This window comes from Pseudomonas sp. AB6 (assembly GCF_034314105.1).
In the GTDB taxonomy this organism is placed as follows: Bacteria; Pseudomonadota; Gammaproteobacteria; order Pseudomonadales; family Pseudomonadaceae; genus Aquipseudomonas.
Window position 1 is genome coordinate 1,279,662 of record NZ_JAVIWJ010000001.1, and the last position, 18,049, is coordinate 1,297,710.

18 protein-coding genes and 1 tRNA gene are annotated in these 18,049 nt (G+C 55.3%); 7 read left to right on the top strand and 12 right to left on the bottom strand.

Annotated elements, in window-relative coordinates:
- Positions 1-6: 6 nt before the first annotated feature.
- The 9 genes from RGW60_RS06175 to RGW60_RS06215 all read right to left on the bottom strand — a co-directional run bounded on the left by RGW60_RS06175 (position 7) and on the right by RGW60_RS06215 (position 10,725).
- Positions 7-1,398: a GntP family permease gene (locus tag RGW60_RS06175; RefSeq protein WP_322203068.1), complete on the bottom strand. Its 1,392-nt coding sequence runs from the start codon at positions 1,396-1,398 to the stop codon at positions 7-9.
- A 330-nt stretch (positions 1,399-1,728) separates the two neighbouring features.
- Positions 1,729-3,141, bottom strand: coding sequence for a sigma-54 interaction domain-containing protein (locus RGW60_RS06180; RefSeq protein WP_322203070.1), 1,413 nt, complete (start codon positions 3,139-3,141; stop codon positions 1,729-1,731).
- A 78-nt stretch (positions 3,142-3,219) separates the two neighbouring features.
- Positions 3,220-4,803, bottom strand: a complete 1,584-nt coding sequence (locus RGW60_RS06185) for an ABC transporter ATP-binding protein (RefSeq protein ID WP_322203072.1) — start codon at positions 4,801-4,803, stop codon at positions 3,220-3,222.
- 1 nt (position 4,804) lies between these two features.
- On the bottom strand, positions 4,805-5,827 hold the full coding sequence (locus RGW60_RS06190) for an ABC transporter permease (protein WP_322203074.1): 1,023 nt from the start codon (positions 5,825-5,827) through the stop codon (positions 4,805-4,807).
- Positions 5,827-6,897: a microcin C ABC transporter permease YejB gene (locus RGW60_RS06195; RefSeq protein WP_322203076.1), complete on the bottom strand. Its 1,071-nt coding sequence runs from the start codon at positions 6,895-6,897 to the stop codon at positions 5,827-5,829. The genes RGW60_RS06190 and RGW60_RS06195 overlap by 1 nt, the downstream gene beginning before the upstream one ends.
- Positions 6,898-8,766: an extracellular solute-binding protein gene (locus RGW60_RS06200; RefSeq protein ID WP_322203078.1), complete on the bottom strand. Its 1,869-nt coding sequence runs from the start codon at positions 8,764-8,766 to the stop codon at positions 6,898-6,900.
- Positions 8,767-9,048: 282 nt separating this feature from the next.
- Entirely contained in the window at positions 9,049-9,330 is a 282-nt protein-coding gene (locus RGW60_RS06205; RefSeq protein WP_322203080.1) for a peptidylprolyl isomerase, read from the bottom strand.
- Positions 9,331-9,439: 109 nt separating this feature from the next.
- Positions 9,440-10,528 (bottom strand): 3-deoxy-7-phosphoheptulonate synthase, encoded by a 1,089-nt coding sequence (locus RGW60_RS06210; protein WP_322203082.1) that lies wholly within the window; start codon positions 10,526-10,528, stop codon positions 9,440-9,442.
- A 44-nt stretch (positions 10,529-10,572) separates the two neighbouring features.
- Positions 10,573-10,725, bottom strand: a complete 153-nt coding sequence (locus RGW60_RS06215; RefSeq protein WP_322203084.1) for a hypothetical protein — start codon at positions 10,723-10,725, stop codon at positions 10,573-10,575.
- Positions 10,726-11,196: 471 nt separating this feature from the next.
- Between RGW60_RS06215 and RGW60_RS06220 the strand changes: the two genes are divergently transcribed.
- Both RGW60_RS06220 and RGW60_RS06225 read left to right on the top strand, forming a co-directional pair.
- A complete protein-coding gene (locus RGW60_RS06220) occupies positions 11,197-11,952 on the top strand; it encodes a carbon-nitrogen hydrolase family protein (RefSeq protein WP_322203086.1) in 756 nt (251 codons plus the stop codon).
- A gap of 21 nt (positions 11,953-11,973) precedes the next feature.
- Positions 11,974-12,408: a GNAT family N-acetyltransferase gene (locus tag RGW60_RS06225; protein WP_322203087.1), complete on the top strand. Its 435-nt coding sequence runs from the start codon at positions 11,974-11,976 to the stop codon at positions 12,406-12,408.
- Positions 12,409-12,569: 161 nt separating this feature from the next.
- Here RGW60_RS06225 and RGW60_RS06230 read toward each other — a convergent pair whose 3' ends face one another.
- A complete protein-coding gene (locus RGW60_RS06230) occupies positions 12,570-12,803 on the bottom strand; it encodes a DNA-binding protein (RefSeq protein WP_322203089.1) in 234 nt (77 codons plus the stop codon).
- An 81-nt stretch (positions 12,804-12,884) separates the two neighbouring features.
- On the opposite strand from RGW60_RS06230, the gene RGW60_RS06235 reads away from it, so the two are divergent.
- The 5 genes from RGW60_RS06235 to RGW60_RS06255 all read left to right on the top strand — a co-directional run bounded on the left by RGW60_RS06235 (position 12,885) and on the right by RGW60_RS06255 (position 16,637).
- Positions 12,885-13,238 (top strand): helix-turn-helix domain-containing protein, encoded by a 354-nt coding sequence (locus tag RGW60_RS06235; RefSeq protein ID WP_322203091.1) that lies wholly within the window; start codon positions 12,885-12,887, stop codon positions 13,236-13,238.
- 196 nt (positions 13,239-13,434) lie between these two features.
- Positions 13,435-14,079 (top strand): UvrY/SirA/GacA family response regulator transcription factor, encoded by a 645-nt coding sequence (gene uvrY, locus RGW60_RS06240; protein WP_322183950.1) that lies wholly within the window; start codon positions 13,435-13,437, stop codon positions 14,077-14,079.
- A 1-nt stretch (position 14,080) separates the two neighbouring features.
- Positions 14,081-15,904 carry an excinuclease ABC subunit UvrC gene (gene uvrC, locus RGW60_RS06245; RefSeq protein WP_322206856.1) on the top strand — a complete coding sequence of 608 codons (1,824 nt, stop codon included), beginning with the start codon at positions 14,081-14,083 and terminating at the stop codon, positions 15,902-15,904.
- A 32-nt stretch (positions 15,905-15,936) separates the two neighbouring features.
- The gene (gene pgsA / locus RGW60_RS06250) at positions 15,937-16,497 is read left to right on the top strand and encodes a CDP-diacylglycerol--glycerol-3-phosphate 3-phosphatidyltransferase (RefSeq protein WP_322203093.1); all 561 of its coding nucleotides are present in this window, start codon (positions 15,937-15,939) and stop codon (positions 16,495-16,497) included.
- A gap of 64 nt (positions 16,498-16,561) precedes the next feature.
- Positions 16,562-16,637, top strand: a tRNA-Gly gene (locus tag RGW60_RS06255).
- 83 nt (positions 16,638-16,720) lie between these two features.
- Here the strand turns inward: RGW60_RS06255 and RGW60_RS06260 are convergent.
- Together RGW60_RS06260 and RGW60_RS06265 are read right to left on the bottom strand one after the other, a co-directional pair.
- Positions 16,721-17,335 carry an MFS transporter gene (locus RGW60_RS06260; RefSeq protein WP_322203095.1) on the bottom strand — a complete coding sequence of 205 codons (615 nt, stop codon included), beginning with the start codon at positions 17,333-17,335 and terminating at the stop codon, positions 16,721-16,723.
- A complete protein-coding gene (locus RGW60_RS06265; protein ID WP_322203098.1) occupies positions 17,332-18,030 on the bottom strand; it encodes an MFS transporter in 699 nt (232 codons plus the stop codon). Before RGW60_RS06265 ends, RGW60_RS06260 begins: the two co-directional genes overlap by 4 nt.
- Between the last annotated feature and the right edge of the window lie 19 nt (positions 18,031-18,049).

Here is an 18,049-nt window from a genome sequence, read left to right on the forward strand (position 1 = left end):
AACTCCTCAAACGATGCCGGTGGCGTAGAACGTGCCGATCACAACAAAGACCGCCAGCGTTTTGATAATGGTGATGCTGAATATATCCTTGTAGGCCTCTCGGTGGGTCAAACCGGTGACGGCCAACAACGTGATCACAGCGCCGTTGTGCGGAAGGGTGTCCATGCCGCCGCTGGCCATGGCGGCGACTCGGTGCAGCACTTCCATTGGAATGTTGGCCGCATGGGCCGCCGCGATGAAGCTGTCAGACATGGCTGCCAGCGCAATGCTCATGCCGCCTGACGCCGAACCGGTGATACCAGCAAGCAAGGTGACGGTGATGGATTCATTGACCAACGGATTGGGAATGGTTTTTAGCGCATCGGCCAACACCAGAAATCCCGGCAGCGAGGCGATCACCGCACCGAAGCCGTACTCCGATGCCGTATTCATTGCCGCCAGCAATGCGCCGCTCACCGCGCTTTTGCTGCCTTCGGCCAGCTTGCCACGCACCGCACTGAAGCCGAACACCAGCACCGTCAAAATGCCGATCAGCAGTGCTGCTTCCACGGCCCAGATAGCCGTTAACTTGGCGATTTCAGTTTGTACCGGGGTTGCCATGCCTGGCAGGCTCAAGATGTTGGTCTTGCCGTACCACTGCGGAATCCAATGGGTGAACAGCAAGTTCATGATGCCAACCAGCAGCAGCGGTGACAGGGCAATCCAGGCGTTGGGCAGTTTGATATTTTCGGCGGTTTCAGGTTCGTTGCGCAGCTCTGTGCCGTAACCTTCGCCGGCCCGCTGGGCTTTATTGCGTTGACGTTGCAGGTACAGCATGCCGGTGCAAAACACGAATAAAGTACCGATCAACCCCAACCATGGCGCTGCCCATGCGGTGGTGTTGAAGAATGTCGCGGGAATGATGTTCTGGATTTGCGGAGTGCCGGGTAGCGCGTCCATGGTGAAGGAAAACGCACCCAGGGCAATGGTGGCTGGAATCAGTCGCTTGGGGATATCGCTCTGGCGGAACATCTCGGCGGCGAACGGGTAAACCGCGAACACCACCACAAACAGTGAAACCCCGCCGTAGGTGAGCACGGCACATACCAACACGATCACCAGCATTGCCTGACGCGTGCCGAGCAGACGAATGGCTGCCGCAACGATGGCGCGGGAGAAACCGGACAGCTCGATCAGCTTGCCAAATACGGCGCCGAGCAGAAATACGGGGAAGTAGAGTTTGACGAAGCCGACCATCTTTTCCATGAACACGCCGCTAAACGCAGGGGCGACGGCTGAAGGGTCGGTCAACAATACCGCGCCGAGGGCGGCAATGGGGGCGAACAGAATGACGCTATAGCCACGGTACGCAGCGAGCATCAGTAGCCCAAGGGCCGCTAACGCGATGATTACACTCATGGAGTGTCTCCTGGATAGTTATTATTTTTTTTGCGGTCGGGCCGCGTGTGAAACATTGCGGGTTTCGTGCCATTTACTTAACTTGTTGAATTTAATGATTATTTATAAAAAACGGATACGAGGGCTGTCTCTATTTAGAGATTTTCCTAGCCATGACACCACTCGGTCACGCAGCAAGCGCCGGATGTGTACTATCTGCCGAAGGCTGTCAGAAGGGCGGTAGGACCTTCGGCGGATGAAGAGTGCGACCGGTTTTTGATCGAATTCCAGCCTGCGGTAGCTCCTGAAAAGGTCAATGAGGAAAGTCTTGTAATTGAGATTTGAGTCTCTTTAATGAGACTCAGCTATGCCCAGTGCCGCCATTTTTTTGTACAGCGTAGAGCGTCCCAACCCAAGGTGCTTGGCCGTTTCGATAACGTTTCCGTTACAGCTGGCTAAGGTTGACTCAATTAGTTGCCTATCAAATCGCGCACGCGCGGCGCTGAAGGTTTCGGTTTTGGTCGTTGGCAGAGCTATCGCCGATGTGCTGAACGGAATCAGCGTACCGATGGCTGAGCGAATCTCCCCGGTATCCAGCAGCAGATTGTCACTGAGCAATGCGGCGCGCTCCAGCACATTACGCAGTTCCCGGATGTTGCCCGGCCAGGCGTGTTGGCCCAGTAAGGCAAGGGCGCCGTGGTCCAGTTCGTGCTGGCTGCATAGCTCTTCAAGAATGGCGTCGCACAAGGCAGGTAGATCGTCCAATCGCTCTCGTAACGGCGGCACCTGGATTGGCAGCACGTTGAGGCGGTAATACAGGTCGGCGCGAAATTCGCCGCGCTTAATCGCTGCCTCAAGGTCGGTGGACGTAGCGGCGATCAGGCGGACATCGCTTTGAATCACTTCGTTGGAGCCGACCGGTTCGTACTCTTTCTCCTGCAACACCCGAAGCAATTTGCTTTGCAACGGCAGCGGCATGTCACCGATTTCGTCCAGAAACAGTGTGCCACCTTGGGCAATCTTCAGTTTGCCGGGGCGGCCCTTGCGGTCGGCGCCGGTGAATGCACCCGGCGCCGTGCCAAAAAACTCGGCTTCGAGCAGCGCTTCCGGGATCGCCGCACTGTTGATGCTGACAAAAGCTTTGTGCGCCCGTGGCGAGGCGTTGTGGATGGCATGGGCCAGTAACTCTTTGCCGGTGCCGGTTTCCCCGAGCAATAGTACCGGGGAGTCGGCACCCGCGCTGCGCCGCGCGCGGCGTTTAACCTCAAGGCTTGCAAAGCTGGTGCCGATAAAGTGCGCGAAGCTGTATTTGGCTTGACGAGCGCGCAGCAGAGATCGAGTCGAGGCCAGCTCTTCTTGCATACTCAGGTAGCGTTTAAGCAACGGCGACAGTGCGTGCAGCTCATCGAATAAAGCGAAACCGATAGCGCCGATCACGGAGCCAGCGTCGTCGTTGATCGGCAACCGCATGACCACCAATGGGTCTTTAGCGGTGTCCATCATGTCCAGCAAAATCGGTCGACCGCTGTTCACCACGTCCCGCAGCAAACTGCCGGGAATCACGCTTTCACAGGGTTGCCCTACGGCCACACTAGCGTCGTCCAACCCGAAGCGGCGCGCGTAACGCTCGTTAATCCAAACAATGCGAGCGTCTTTGTCGACGATCACCGTGCCTTCGCTGGACTGCTCGATGATTTCGAACAACGAGCGGATCGCCAGGCGCCGGACGCGCCGATAATCCTTGAGGCTGTCGCTGTCTTTCATGATGGCCTCAATATGTTCACAAACCGGGGCAACGCCCACATTGTTCGTCCATCCGTTATTCAGATGCCTACAACCGAATCAAGCAAACCCCGGATGCGCCGCCGCCAGGAGTTCTTTGGTATATGGATGCTGCGGAGAATCGAACACATCGTGGCTGGCGCCGCGTTCAACCACTTTCCCGTCCTTGACCACGATCAGGTCATGGGCCAATGCCTTGACCACGGCCAGGTCATGGCTGATAAACAGATAGGTCAGACCGTGTTTTTCCTGAAGCTGGCGGAGGAGGGCAACCACTTGCTTTTGCACGGTACGGTCTAGCGCCGAGGTCGGTTCATCGAGCAGTATTAGCGCTGGCTTAAGCACCAGCGCTCGGGCAATGGCGATACGTTGGCGCTGTCCTCCGGAAAATTCATGGGGGTAACGATGCCGACTGGCCGGGTCTAGGCCAACCTCTTGCAGCACGCGAATCACTTCGATTTCACACTGTGCGGGTGTGAGATCACTGTGGACCTCCAAGCCCTCGCTGATGATTTGCTCCACTGACATTCGCGGGCTGAGGCTGCCATAAGGGTCTTGAAAAACCACTTGCATTTGTTTACGCCACGGCCGCATTTCTTTCTGACTCAAGCAATCCAGTGGCTGGCCTTGAAATTTAATGCTGCCGCGAGACTCTACCAAGCGCAGGATCGCCTGACCCAAGGTTGACTTGCCTGAACCCGACTCACCGACGATGCCTAACGTCTTGCCACGCTCGATGCTTAGGCTGATGTCGTCCACGGCCTTGAGGTATTCGTGATGCTGACGAAAAATTCCGCCGCCCATGGAAAACCACACGTGCAGGTTTTCAACTTCCAACACCTTTTCGCGGCTGTCACGGGGCAGCGGTTCTCCCACAGGTTCAGCGTCCAGCAGCAAGCGGCTGTAGGGGTGCTGGGGGTGCTTGAATAGCAGGTGACAATTGGACTGCTCGACGATTTCACCGGCGCGCATCACGCACACTCGTTGAGCGATGCTGTGCACCAGATTCAGGTCATGACTGATCAACAACAGCGACATATTCAAGCGTTGTTGCAGCTCTTTGAGCAGCAGCAGAATCTTGCGTTGTACGGTGACGTCAAGCGCTGTGGTGGGTTCGTCGGCGATCAACAAGTCGGGTTCGCAGGCCAAGGCCATAGCGATCATCACCCGTTGCCGCTGACCACCAGACAGTTGATGCGGATATGCCTTGAGACGCTTGTGCGGGTTATGAATGCCCACCAGTTCCAGCAATTCGACAATCCGCTTTTGCGCGGCTTTGCCACTTAAGCCGCGATGCACCAGCAAGGTCTCGCCGATTTGTTTGGCCAAGGTGTGCAACGGGTTGAGCGAGGTCATCGGTTCCTGAAAGATCATCGCGATACGGTTGCCGCGAATCTCGCGCAGTGTCGAGCCTCGGGCGTCGACCAATTGCTGGCCTCGGTAACGAATACTGCCGGTGGTCAGCGTGCCTGCCTTGGGCAGCAGTTGCAGGATCGAATGCGCGGTCACCGATTTGCCGGAGCCGGATTCGCCGACTAACGCCAAGCATTCGCCAGCCGGTATGTCAAAGCTCACGCTGTTGACTACCTTGTGCCCGCTGAAGGCAACCGACAGGTCGCGAATTTCAATCAGGTTTTCGGACATATCAAGACCTCGGGTCGAAAGCATCGCGCAGCGCCTCACCAATGAATACCAGCAGCGACAGGATCAGTGCCAAGGTAAAAAACGCAGTCAGGCCCAGCCAGGGTGCCTGTAGGTTCTGCTTGCCTTGGCCGATCAGTTCACCCAGCGAGGCGCTGCCTGCGGGCATACCGAAACCAAGAAAGTCCAAGGCTGTCAGGGTAGAAATGGCGCCAGTCAAAATGAACGGCAAGTAACTCAAGGTTGCGTTCATGGCGTTGGGCAAAATGTGCCGCATGATCACCTTGCGGTCACTGAGGCCCAATGCTCGGGCGGCTTTGACGTATTCCAGGTTACGCCCGCGCAGGAACTCGGCGCGTACCACGTCTACCAGCGCGAGCCATGAAAACAGCGCCATGATCCCCAATAGCCACCAAAAATTAGGCTCGACAAACCCCGACAGGATTATCAGCAAATACAGCACCGGCAACCCGGACCAAACTTCCAGCACACGCTGGCCGATCAGGTCGACCCATCCTCCGTAATAGCCTTGCAGCGCGCCCGCTGCGATACCGATCAAAGCACTAATGAGCGTGAGGGCCAACGCAAATAAAATCGATACTCGCGCGCCAAAAATTACCCGTGCCAGCACATCGCGGGCCTGGTCATCGGTGCCGAGCCAGTTGGTCGTGGTGGGAGGGCTTGGTGAGGGCTTTGCCAAATCATAGTTAGGTGTGTCGTCGCTGAACGGAATCGGTGGAAATAGCATCCAGCCGCCGTCATTGCTAATCAACTGACGTACGTAATCGCTGCGGTAGTCGGGCTGAAAAGGGAGTTGTCCGCCGAACTCCTGCTCGGTATAGCGCTTGAACGCCGGAAAATACAACGAATGCTGATAACTCAGGATCAACGGTTTGTCGTTAGCAATCAGCTCGCCGCCCAAGCTTAACGAAAACAGGGCACAAAACAGCCACAGCGACCACCAACCACGACGGTTATCACGGAAGCGCTCGAAACGCCGACGACCTAACGGAGAAAGTCTGAACATCAGGCGTTCCTCGCGCTGAAATCAATTCGCGGATCAACCAGGGTGTAGCACACATCCCCGACCAGCTTCATCAACAAGCCAAACAGCGTGAAGATGAACAGCGAACCAAAGACCACAGGATAGTCGCGTGAAACTGCCGCTTCGTAGCTCATTCGACCCAGGCCATCAAGGGAAAAAATCACTTCGATCAGCAGCGAGCCGGCAAAGAACACGCTGATAAACGCCTGTGGAATCCCCGCTACAACCAGCAACATGGCATTTCGAAACACATGGCCGTATAGCACGCGTTTTTCGCTGACGCCTTTAGCTCTGGCCGTCACCACATACTGGCGGGTGATTTCATTGAGAAATGAGTTTTTTGTCAGGATGGTCAAAGTCGCGAAGCCACCGATCACCAATGACAGTACGGGCAGTACCAAGTGCCAGAAGTAGTCGGTAATTTTGCCGACGGTCGACAGTTGTTCAAAGTTCTCTGACACCAGCCCGCGCACCGGAAACCAGTTCAACGACGTGCCGCCAGCAAACACCACCACCAGCAACATCGCGAACAGAAAGGCCGGCATGGCATAACCGATGATGATCGCCGTGCTGCTCCAGATATCGAAATGGCTGCCATGTTTGACGGCTTTGCGAATCCCCAACGGAATTGACACCAGGTAGGTGATCAGTGTCGCCCACAGGCCTAGGGAGATGGAAACCGGCATTTTTTGCAGAATCAAATCGGTGACTTTTGCACCGCGAAAGAAGCTTTTTCCGAAATCCAGTCGCGCATAATTTTTCAGCATCAGCCAGAGGCGCTCATGCAGCGGTTTATCGAAGCCATATTGGTGTTCGATTTCCTTGATGAGCTTTGGGTCGAGGCCGCGGCTGGCGCGCGAAACGGTGCTGCCGCTGTGCGATTCAGTGGGCGATCCGCCGACGGTATTGGCTGAACCGACGCCCTGCAGACGGGCGATCGCTTGTTCAACCGGTCCACCTGGCGCGGCTTGCACGATAAAGAAGTTAACTAACAGGATGCAAATCAGCGTGGGAATAATCAGCAGCAGTCTTCGCAGTAAATAGCCGAGCATTTAATGGACCTCTGCGGGATTGGCCGATGCACCGCGTTTTTTCGCGAATTGCTCATTAGTCAATGGGGTTGGGCTTATCTCCCACCAGGTTTCAATGGCGTCACCATTAGCTGCCTGAAGCTTCGGAATACCGAAGCGATTCCACCAAACCGTGGACGAACCAGGTGGGTAAAAATTTGGAATCCAGTAGTAGCCCCATTGCAAGACCCGGTCTAGCGCGTGGGCGTAGTTAACCATGGTCGCCTTATCGCCGGCTTTGACCAACCCAGTGATCAGGCTATCGACGGCGGGATTTTGCAACACCATGTAGTTGTTCGAGCCGGGGTCTTTGGCGCTTTTAGCACCAAAGCAGTTGTAAAGCTCCAAGCCCGGCGACGTTGAAACGGGGTAGCCGGCGACAATCATGTCGTAATCGCGCGCCATCACCCGATTAAGGTATTGGGCGGCATCTATCCGACGAATGTCGAACGTGATACCGATCTGCGCCAGGTTACGTTTGTACGGCAACAACAAACGCTCAATGCCTGCTTGAGCATTGAGGAACGTGAAGGTGAACGGTTCACCTGCTGCGTTAACCAAATGATCGCCTTTGGGCATCCAACCGGCTTCTTCAAGCAAGTGCAGAGCCTTGAGTTGCTTATCGCGAATGAATCCGGAGCCATCGGTTTTGGGTGTATGGAACACTTGGGTGAACACCTGCGGCGGAACTTGCCCGCGCAGCGGTTCGAGAATTTCCAGCTCGTCTTCGGTGGGCATGTGGTCGGCAGCCAGTGCGCTATTGGAGAAATAACTGTTTTGGCGCACATATACGTTGTGCATCATCTGCCGGTTGCTCCACTCGAAGTCCCAGAGCATCGCCAGCGCTTCACGGACGCGCCGGTCCCGGAACATCGGGCGATCAAGGTTAAATATGTAGCCTTGCGAACTCTGAACAGCGCCCTGGGCCAGTTGCGCTTTCTGCAAGCGTCCGTCGGTCAGGGCCGGGCTTTCATAGCCAATGGAGTAGCTGGTTGCGGAGAACTCCCGGTTGTAGTCATACGCACCACCGCGCAGGACCTGGCGAGCGACGTCGGTGTCACCAAAATACTCGACGCTGAAGTGATCGAAATTGTAGAACCCTCGACTCACTGGGAGGTCTTTTCCCCACCAATCGGGATCGCGCTCGAACGTGATGCTGCGTCCGGCATCGACCTTACTCACTTTGTAGGGGCCGCTGCCCAATGGAATCTCGAATCCACCGCCGTTAGCAAAGTCGCGGGTTTTCCACCAATGCTCAGGAAATACCGGCAGCGATGCCAGGTCTAGCGCAAGGGTGCGATTCTCGTTATTTTTGAAATCAAAGCGAATCTGAGTCGGCGACTCAACCTCAACATGGGTCACGTCTTCGAATTCCGTTCGATATTGCAAGCTGCCCTGGGTCATCAATAGGTCATAGGTGTATCGCACATCCTCGGCGGTGATGGGTACGCCGTCGGCAAACCGTGCTTTAGGGTTTAGAAAAAAACGCAGCGACAGCCCGTCTTTGCTGCGCTCCATGGTTTGTGCGACCAGACCGTAAACCGTGAACGGCTCATCCAGCGAGCGAACGGCGAGGGGTGAATACAAGAGGCCGTTGAGTTGTGCGACACCCGTGCCTTTGTCGATGTACGGCAGCATATGATCGAACTGGCCAATCTCCAACGCCGAGCGCCGCAGGCTGCCACCTTTGGGGGCATCGGGATTGACGTAATCGAAGTGGGTAAAGTTGGCAGGGTATTTAGGTGCCTCACCGTAAACAGTCAGAGCATGTCCTGGGGCGGCGGACAAGGGCTGAAAGCTAGAAACCAAGGCTAGCGTTGCGACAATCAACGATGAAAAAACGAAACGCATTGCTCGAATCCTGACTGACGTCCGCGAGCGAATATCAGGGTTAAGGGTAAAAAACCAAGACTGTGCAGAAGCCTGCCGGATCATAAGCTGCTTCGTGGCGATATAACGAGCGCGTAAGCAACGGGCCTAACCATGCATCGACACATGCAGTTGCACAATCGGTTTTTGTGTTCAGAGGCATGAATGGCCTTAATGCCACGACTCAGGAGGGCTTTACGAGTGAACAGCACAAACGAAAACGGCTCGTCAGAGAGACGGGCCGTTTGGCAGTCCGCGTGACAGTTAGTCTTGGCGGCTGGTCACTTCCAGCAAGTGATAACCGAACTGAGTTTTTACCGGGCCTTGCACCGCGTTAATCGGTGCGCTGAAGACTACGCTGTCAAACTCCTTGACCATTTGGCCTGGGCCAAAGGAACCCAGGTCACCGCCCTGACGGCTAGATGGGCAGCTAGAGTTCGCTTTGGCGATTTCTGCGAAATCAGCGCCGCCTTCAATTTGGATTTTCAGTTTGATGCATTTCTCTTCGCTGGCCACAAGGATGTGGCGCGCAGTGGCTTTAGCCATGGTCATTACTCCTGTCAAAAAAGGGAAAGCCTACCGGATTAAGGGCGGCTATTCTCGCGAAAGTTCCGAATGAAGCCCAGATTGCCGCCCAAGGGCAGAGGGCTGGCGATCATTGTCGCAGGCGCAATGTGCTTGCGGCCTCTTGCAACAACTGTTCGCTGGCATCCCAGCCCAGGCAACCGTCTGTCACTGAAACGCCGTATTCAAGCGTATTGCTCAGGGTCTGACAGCCTTCAAACAGGTGGCTTTCAAGCATCATGCCTACCAGCGAGTGATCGCCCCGCAAACGTTGCTCAAGCACGTCGTTAAACACGACGGGCTGACGTAAAGGATCCTTACCACTGTTGGCATGGCTGCAATCGACCATGATCCGTGGGGTGATGCCTACTTTTTGCAGCCCAGAGCGGACAGCAGCCACGCTCTGGCGGTCATAGTTCGGACCGCCGTGGCCGCCGCGCAGCACAACGTGAGTGTCCGGGTTGCCTTGGGTTTCGATGATTGCCGGATGGCCGTGTCGGTCAATACCGAAGTGTCGATGAGGGTGGGCCGCCGAGCGCATTGCATCGGTCGCAACAGAGACGCCGCCGTCAGTGCCGTTCTTGAAACCGACCGGTATGCCCAAACCGCTGGCCATTTCCCGATGAATCTGCGACTCAGTGGTTCTAGCGCCTATCGCCACCCAGCTCAGCACATCATCGAAATAGCCTGCTGCTATGGGTTGCAAGATCTCGGTGGCAATGGGTAAACCCATGCAGAGCATTTCGCGCATCAGTTCGCGGGACAGGGTCAGACCGCCAGCCATGTCGTCGCTGCCGTCGAGCTGTGGGTCGTATGCCAGGCCTTTCCAGCCGATTGTCGTGCGGGGTTTTTCGACATAGGCACGCATTACCAACAATAACTGGTCGCTGACATCTGCAGCGAGCGCCGCCAAGCGTTCGGCGTATTCGAGGGCGGAGCGTGGGTCGTGAATTGAGCAAGGGCCAACGACGATCAGCAAGCGGGAGTCTTCACCGTTGAGAATGGCGCGTACTGCGTGGCGGTGGTCGGCAACTTGTTTGCTGAGCGCTGTGTCGAGTGGCACGAGCTGTTTGAGCTGCAGGCTACTGGGTAGGCGCTGTAGGACTGGGGCGCTGTCGGTCAACGTCACCGCGTGTGCCATCATTTCGGACAGGTTTTTTACCGCAACGGATGAGTTCATGTGCTGGCTTCCTGGGCGGGCGCGGGTTTATCGCGCTCGACGCCCTATTGGGGTGTTCGACAATTGGCCGTGTCGGCCTTCAGTGTTGGCGTGCCACCCGAAAACGACCGGTCGGAGGCGGCAAGCTGTCCCGAGCGCAGGTTGCTAAATCGCCAGGCGAGGTGAATGTCGTTGCGGTAACCAGTGGCGTAGTTCATGTCGGTGTTCCTCGAGTCAATTCAGTGCAATTCAAAAGTTGTCGGGCCTGAAAAACAAAACCCCCGATCAGGTTGCCGACCGGGGGTAGAGAATTCTCTGGTTGGCGTCCCTGTGAGTGTGGGCGCCGTTTGGGTATCAGGCGCGCCAGCGGCTAAACCAATACCCAAAATAAAAGTAAGTCGCGGCTGTGACCACATTCATTTCGTTCAACGCAGTCAAGACCTCTACCAAGCGGCGAGCGCTGGAAGTTTGGTGTGATTGTGATGGCGATGAATGCAACATGGTCTATCTCCGTTTGATGGACCCGAGCTTACTGCAGGTGCAAGCCGCTGTTCAATTAGAAAATTACATGGTTGCGATTGAGGGTGTTGGATGCTGGTCGCACTGGCGAATTGCACCACAGCGTTCGTCGTGGTGTCATCCAGCACAGGTCTTTACAAACCCGAAGACGTTAATCAAGGAACGGCATTGTGGGAGTGCGTGTCATTGCGGCAGCTCAATCAGTCTCTGTACCAGGGGATATCGACGCCAACATCCAGCGTCATTTGGTTTTTATGCGGGCTGCGATAGAGCAGGGGGTGGAATTTCTGTTGTTTCCCGAATTGTCGCTGACCGGTTATGAGCGCGGCTTGGCCTGTGAACTGGCCATCGATCCCGCTGATGCGCGCTTGCAGCCTCTGCATGAACTCGCACACAGCGGTGGAATGGTAACGGTGATCGGTGCGCCGATTCGCCGCGCGGGGAGTGTTGATGTGTTGATAGCGGCGCTGGTGCTGGGCGTGGCGGTTGAAGTGGGTGTTTACAGCAAGCAGCATCTGCACGCAGGCGAGGAGTTGGTGTTTAAGCCTGGAGAGGGCGGTGACGGTGTGCAGATCGACACTGACTACCTCGTCTTGGCAGTGTGTGCAGACTTCACCCACGCCAGCCATGCGAATGCGGCTGCGCAGTCGGGTGCCACGGTGTATGCCGCCAGCGTGTTGATCTCCGCCGACGGCTACGTTGCGGATACTCGGCTGCTGGCTAGTTATGCTGCCGAACACGGTATGGCTGTGCTGATGGCTAACCATGGTAGCGCGACGGGCGGCTGGATATCGGCGGGCCGAAGTGCCTTTTGGTCAGGGGACGGGATAGGGTTTGGTGCCGCCGACGGTTCGGGTGATCTGCTGTTGATCGCGAGCCGTGACGGAGATAGATGGGTAACCAGAATTGTTCCGATAATGGTTTGATGACCTGAGGTTTACGCAGATATGGACCTGAGGCTGCGCCCGGCGACTCTTGCCGACCTGGATTTCGCCAGCGAATTGACCCGCGTGAATATGCGCCGCTATTACGCGGAGTATGGGCGCGTGTGGCAGGGACAATTGTTCAGTGCTGAGTGGGCGTTACGGCACAGCTTCGTTATCGTCAAGGCGGACAAGCAAATTGGGTTTTTTAGCATCAGTCCCGAGGCTGGCTATTTGTATTTGCGGGATGTGCAGCTGTTAGAGCCCTATCGAGGCGAGGGGGTGGGCACTTGGGTTATGGATCAGATTGAATCGATGGCCGAGGAACAAGGCTACAGAAGCATCCGATTGAAGGTGTTTAAAAGTAATCCGGCGATGCAGTTATACCTACGACACGGATTCGCGGTGATTTGTGAAGGGGATGCGTTGTTCGGGATGGAGCACGTTATCGAGCACTGACTCTGTATTGGTAAGAACCAGCGACACGGGTCAGTGGCGATTGCCTGAGGACTTACGAAATCACCGTTTCTGATTATCGATTCCGCTGCACACCTTGACGCAACCCAGCGATAGCTATTTAGACAGAGCGTCCGTTGCACGACCAGCCCACGCGAAAAACTTCATTCCGCTGACGGTGCAATGTCCGAGCCTTTCTCGGCCGGAATGCTGCCAATTTTCATCCCCAGTAAAACGGCCACTTTGTGTGATTCGCCACGTTTTCCTTTTTTGCGTCCTGCCAGGACTTGATAGGTCGTTGCCGGGTCGATGCTGTGTTCCCTGGCAAACTCTTGGACCGATTTTCCTTGTTGTTCCAACCAAGCCTTAGCTTGTGCAGCAGTACGTATTCCGGGCATAGTTCAAAACCGTTCAAATCAGTTTAATTTTCATGGATTCTACCCCTCGTACAGATAGGATCAACAGGATTATGCATTCAAATGAATGGAATTGGTTCAAGATTGCGAAAAGAACGAGAGCGCCTAGGTCTCTCGCAGCGAGCATTTGGTGAAATTGGTGGTGTAGAAGCTAATGCTCAGGGGAAATACGAAAGCGGCGATCGTGCCCCAAAAGCAGATTATCTTGCAGCTGTTGCAGCTAGGGGCGTGGACGTCTTATTTGTACTCACAGGCACTGCTACGCCGATTCCTGTCGATAATCTCAGTCATTCTGAGGAGAAAGTGCTCGGCAGTTTCCGGACGTTGCATAAAGAGGATCAAGACGCGATCAGACGCTTGACGACGACTATGGCTGAATTATCAGCCTCGTATTTGACTAATAACAAACCGACGTGAACGGCACGTTTAGGTAACTATCCTGTCTTTGGACTGCACAAAAAAATCCCAAATATATGAAGACGTTAGTGGTAGCGTGTCACTAACGCCGTTTTTGCATCGGCTTCGCACCAATATCGAGCTTGTAGCTAGGTCTGGCTCGCTGTTTTTGCTAAGGTGGGCCGCATTCGTCATGACCGCTTTGTGAGGTGTCTGCTTGATTAGGGTGCTAGTTGTTGATGACCATGATCTTGTTCGAACAGGCATTACACGGATGTTGGCCGATATCGATGGTCTCCAGGTTGTAGGTCAGGCTGAATCAGGTGAAGAGTCCCTGAAGAAAGCCCGCGAGCTCAAACCCGATGTGGTATTGATGGACGTCAAGATGCCTGGCATCGGCGGTTTGGAAGCGACTCGCAAATTGATACGCAGTCATCCAGACATCAAGGTCGTGGCGGTGACAGTGTGCGAAGAAGATCCATTTCCGACGCGTCTTCTGCAAGCAGGTGCCGCCGGCTATTTGACCAAGGGCGCTGGTCTGCCTGAGATGGTACAAGCCATTCGTCTGGTATTTGCCGGGCAACGTTACATCAGTCCGCAGATCGCTCAACAATTGGCGCTAAAATCTTTCCAGCCGCAGAGCAGTAACTCACCATTTGATTTGTTGTCTGAGCGTGAAATTCAGATTGCGCTGATGATCGTCGGCTGCCAAAAAGTTCAGACCATCTCTGACAAATTGTGCTTGTCGCCCAAAACCGTTAACACCTACCGTTATCGTATTTTTGAAAAGCTTTCGATCGGCAGTGATGTCGAGTTAGCGTTATTGGCCGTTCGCCACGGCATGGTTGATGCCAGTCTCTGAAATGACCCAAACGTTCGATCCAAGCGCCTTCCTTTCCACCTGCAGTGGCCGCCCCGGTGTGTATCGGATGTTCGATACCGAGTCGCGGCTGTTGTACGTGGGTAAAGCAAAAAATCTCAAGAGTCGACTGGCCAGTTATTTTCGCAAGACTGGACATGCGCCAAAGACCAGCGCCCTGGTTGCACGTATTGCACATATTGAAACCACCATCACCGCCAACGAGACCGAGGCCCTGCTGCTGGAGCAGACGCTCATCAAAGAGTGGCGGCCGCCTTACAATATTTTGTTGCGCGATGATAAGTCCTACCCTTACGTGTACCTTTCGGACGGTGATTATCCCCGTCTCAGCATCCATCGTGGCGCCAAAAAAGGTAAAGGTCGTTATTTTGGGCCTTACCCAAGCGCTGGTGCGATTCGTGAAAGTTTGAGTCTGCTGCAAAAAGCATTTCTAGTGCGGCAGTGCGAAGACAGCTATTTCAAGAACCGTGCGCGGCCGTGCCTGCAATACCAGATCAAGCGGTGCAAAGGTCCCTGTGTCGGCTTGGTCGAGCCCGAGGTCTATGCCCAAGACGTCCGACATTCCGTCATGTTCCTTGAAGGCCGCAGCAATGCGTTATCGAACGAGTTGAATGCGGCGATGGAAGAGGCTTCAGTGAACCTTGAGTTCGAGCGCGCGGCGGAGTTGCGCGACCAGATTGCCTTGTTGCGACGGGTTCAAGATCAGCAAAGTATGGACGGCGGTACCGGCGACGTAGATGTGGTGGCTGCGTTCATCAACCCGGGCGGCGCCTGCGTTCACTTGATCAGTGTGCGTGGCGGGCGCGTATTGGGCAGCAAGAGTTTCTTCCCTCAGGTGGGTATCGAGGAGGAAGTGGGTGAGGTGATGTCGGCCTTCCTTTCACAGTATTTCCTTAGCGATCACGACCGCGAATTGCCCAGCGAAGTCATCGTCAACGTCGTCCATGAAGACTTCCCGACGCTGATTGATGCGATTGAAGAAATTCGTGGCCATGAAATGACTATCAGCCACCGGGTGCGTGGTACCCGGGCGCGCTGGCAGCAGTTGGCGGTGACCAACGCTGAGCAAGCGCTCTCTGCGCGTTTGGCTAATCGCCAACACGTTACGGCGCGTTTTGAAGCGTTGGCTAAAGTGTTGAATCTTGACGAGCCACCGCAGCGATTGGAATGCTACGACATCAGCCACTCCAGCGGCGAAGCCACCGTGGCATCCTGCGTAGTCTTTGGTCCCGAGGGGCCGATCAAGTCGGATTACCGGCGTTACAACATCGAAGGCATTACGGGTGGCGATGATTACGCAGCCATGCACCAGGCCTTGATGCGGCGTTTCAGCAAGATCAAGGACGGCGAGGGCAAATTGCCCGATATCTTGCTGGTCGACGGGGGTAAGGGCCAGCTGTCTATGGCCCGCGATGTGATGAACGAACTGGCCATACCAGACATTATTTTGTTGGGCGTGGCAAAAGGTGCAACCCGCAAAGCGGGGTTTGAAACGTTGTACCTGAACGACGCCGCCCACGAATTTACGTTGAAAGGCGACGATCCGGCGTTGCACCTGATTCAGCAAATTCGCGACGAGGCCCACCGTTTTGCCATCACCGGACACCGAGCGCGACGGGGTAAAACCCGTCGTACATCGACGTTGGAAGGGGTCGCAGGAGTAGGGCCGACCCGTCGCCGAGACCTGCTTAAACACTTTGGTGGATTGCAGGAATTGTCTCGCGCCAGCATCGAAGAAATCGCTAAAGCGCCGGGAATTAGTAAAAAGCTCGCAGAGTCGATTTATGCCAGCCTGCACAGCGAGTAGAATGCCCGCTCACCTCGTAGCCAGTTGTGCCGATGAATATCCCTAATCTGATCACCGTAATACGTGTCCTGCTGATACCAATCTTCATTCTGCTGTTTTATTTGCCCTATTACTGGAGCTATACCGCAGCCAGTACGGTCTTCGCCATTGCGGCAGCAACGGATTGGCTTGATGGTTACCTGGCGCGTCGGCTTGAACAAAGCACACCGTTTGGTGCGTTTCTCGATCCGGTGGCCGACAAATTGATGGTCGCAGTAGCCTTGGTGTTATTGGTACAGGCACACGCTAATCTGTGGCTGACATTGCCAGCAGCGGTGATCATCGGCCGTGAGATTGTTATTTCGGCATTGCGCGAGTGGATGGCTGAAATTGGCGCTCGGGCTCACGTTGCCGTATCCAGCCTGGGTAAATGGAAAACTGCCGCGCAGATGATCGCACTGATTATTTTGCTCGCGAACCCGCCTGGGTTTACGTTCTGGGTGGTGCTGGGTTACGTGCTGTTGTTGGTCGCTGCAGGTCTGACATTGTGGTCAATGGTTCAATACTTGCGTGCCGCCTGGCCGCACCTCAGAACTACCACTGAGAAAAAATAAGTTTTTGAATCAATGGCTTGACTAAGCTAGTTGAATCTATACAATAGCGCCTCGTTACCAAAGTGCGGGAATAGCTCAGTTGGTAGAGCACGACCTTGCCAAGGTCGGGGTCGCGAGTTCGAGTCTCGTTTCCCGCTCCAAATATTGCGCCACAGAGTTCCATTGAACTCTGTAAGCGATTTGAAATCAGGACCTTCGGGTCCTTTTTTCGTTCCGGCGGATACTACCGAAGTTCAGCACTATCCAGTCTCTGGACAGCGGCGTCGGTTCTGCACATATCAGGTTGTTTTTCGGTCGTAACGATTTTAGGTGTGCGCATTAGCAATGGGCCGAATGTCGCCAGAAAGCCGAGCATGATCAATGGGAAAAACATCAGCTTGCTCAAGCCGAAATTGCTGACGATCACGGTGATAGCGATGGGCCCTACGAGCATTCCGGAGAAGCCGATGCAGTTGACGATGCCGATGTTACGACCTGCATGCTTGGGGTCTCTGCGTCCCGCAGCGGAAATCATCAGGGGGGCAATGCAGGACAGGCCAAGGCCGAACAGTGCAAAGCCGACGGTGCCGGTCACCGCCGAGCCACCGACGATGGTGATGGTCATGCCGAGGACGCACAAGGTACCGCATCCGAAAACCACGTGTGCATTGCCAAACGCCGCAGCCAGTCGGTCACCGAAAAGCCGCCCGACGAAGGCTGCGCCGACAAAGATGGAAACTGCCATGCCGGCCATCGAGGTCGTCGTCGAGAACTCGCGGTGAATGTATTCCTGACCCCAGTCGGCAATCGCATTTTCCCCCATCATGCTCCCCAGCAGCAGCACGCCCAGCGCAATCATGACCAGCGTTTTTGCTGATGGATTTTTTCCGACTTCATCAGGCGCCTGCGCGCCTGCGCGCCTGTTTGCCAGTCGCTGGAAGACGGCTGCGGAACATCATGTTTACCCAGCAACCATCGGCTGAAAAAACATCCCACGATAAACAGCGCCACACCAAGCACGGTGTATGGCACTTGCACACTGTCGGTGTAGAAGCCGGTCAGCCAGCTACACACCATCCCCAAAAGAAAGCCGCCCAGTGAATAGAACGCGTGGAAGCCAGACATGATCGAACGCTGATAGAAGCGTTCGACTTGAACGCCATGGGCATTCAATGCGGTGTCTAGCGCCCCTCGCAGGAGTCCGAGCACAACGCCGAAGCTCAGCGCGAACCAGAAACCGCTGACCAGCCCCAGCGCAATGATTGACAGCGGATAGGCGAGTGCACACACGGTAATGACCGGCTTTGCCCCGAAGTTATCCAGCAGACGGCCTACCCAAAGCGCACCGGTCGCGGAACCCACACCAACCCCGAGTGCAATCAAGCCGAAGTTTGCATCCCCCGACTCACCGGTAAAACCCAGTTGCGCTCGGAAGACACTCACGCCGGTCGACCAGATATACATCATGGCGCCGATCATCATGAAACCCAGGAAAGTCGCGATACGCGCTTTGCGAATGCGGGCAGGTACTTGCGGTTGTTGAAGAGTGTTCATTGCGCTGCATCGTCTCTTT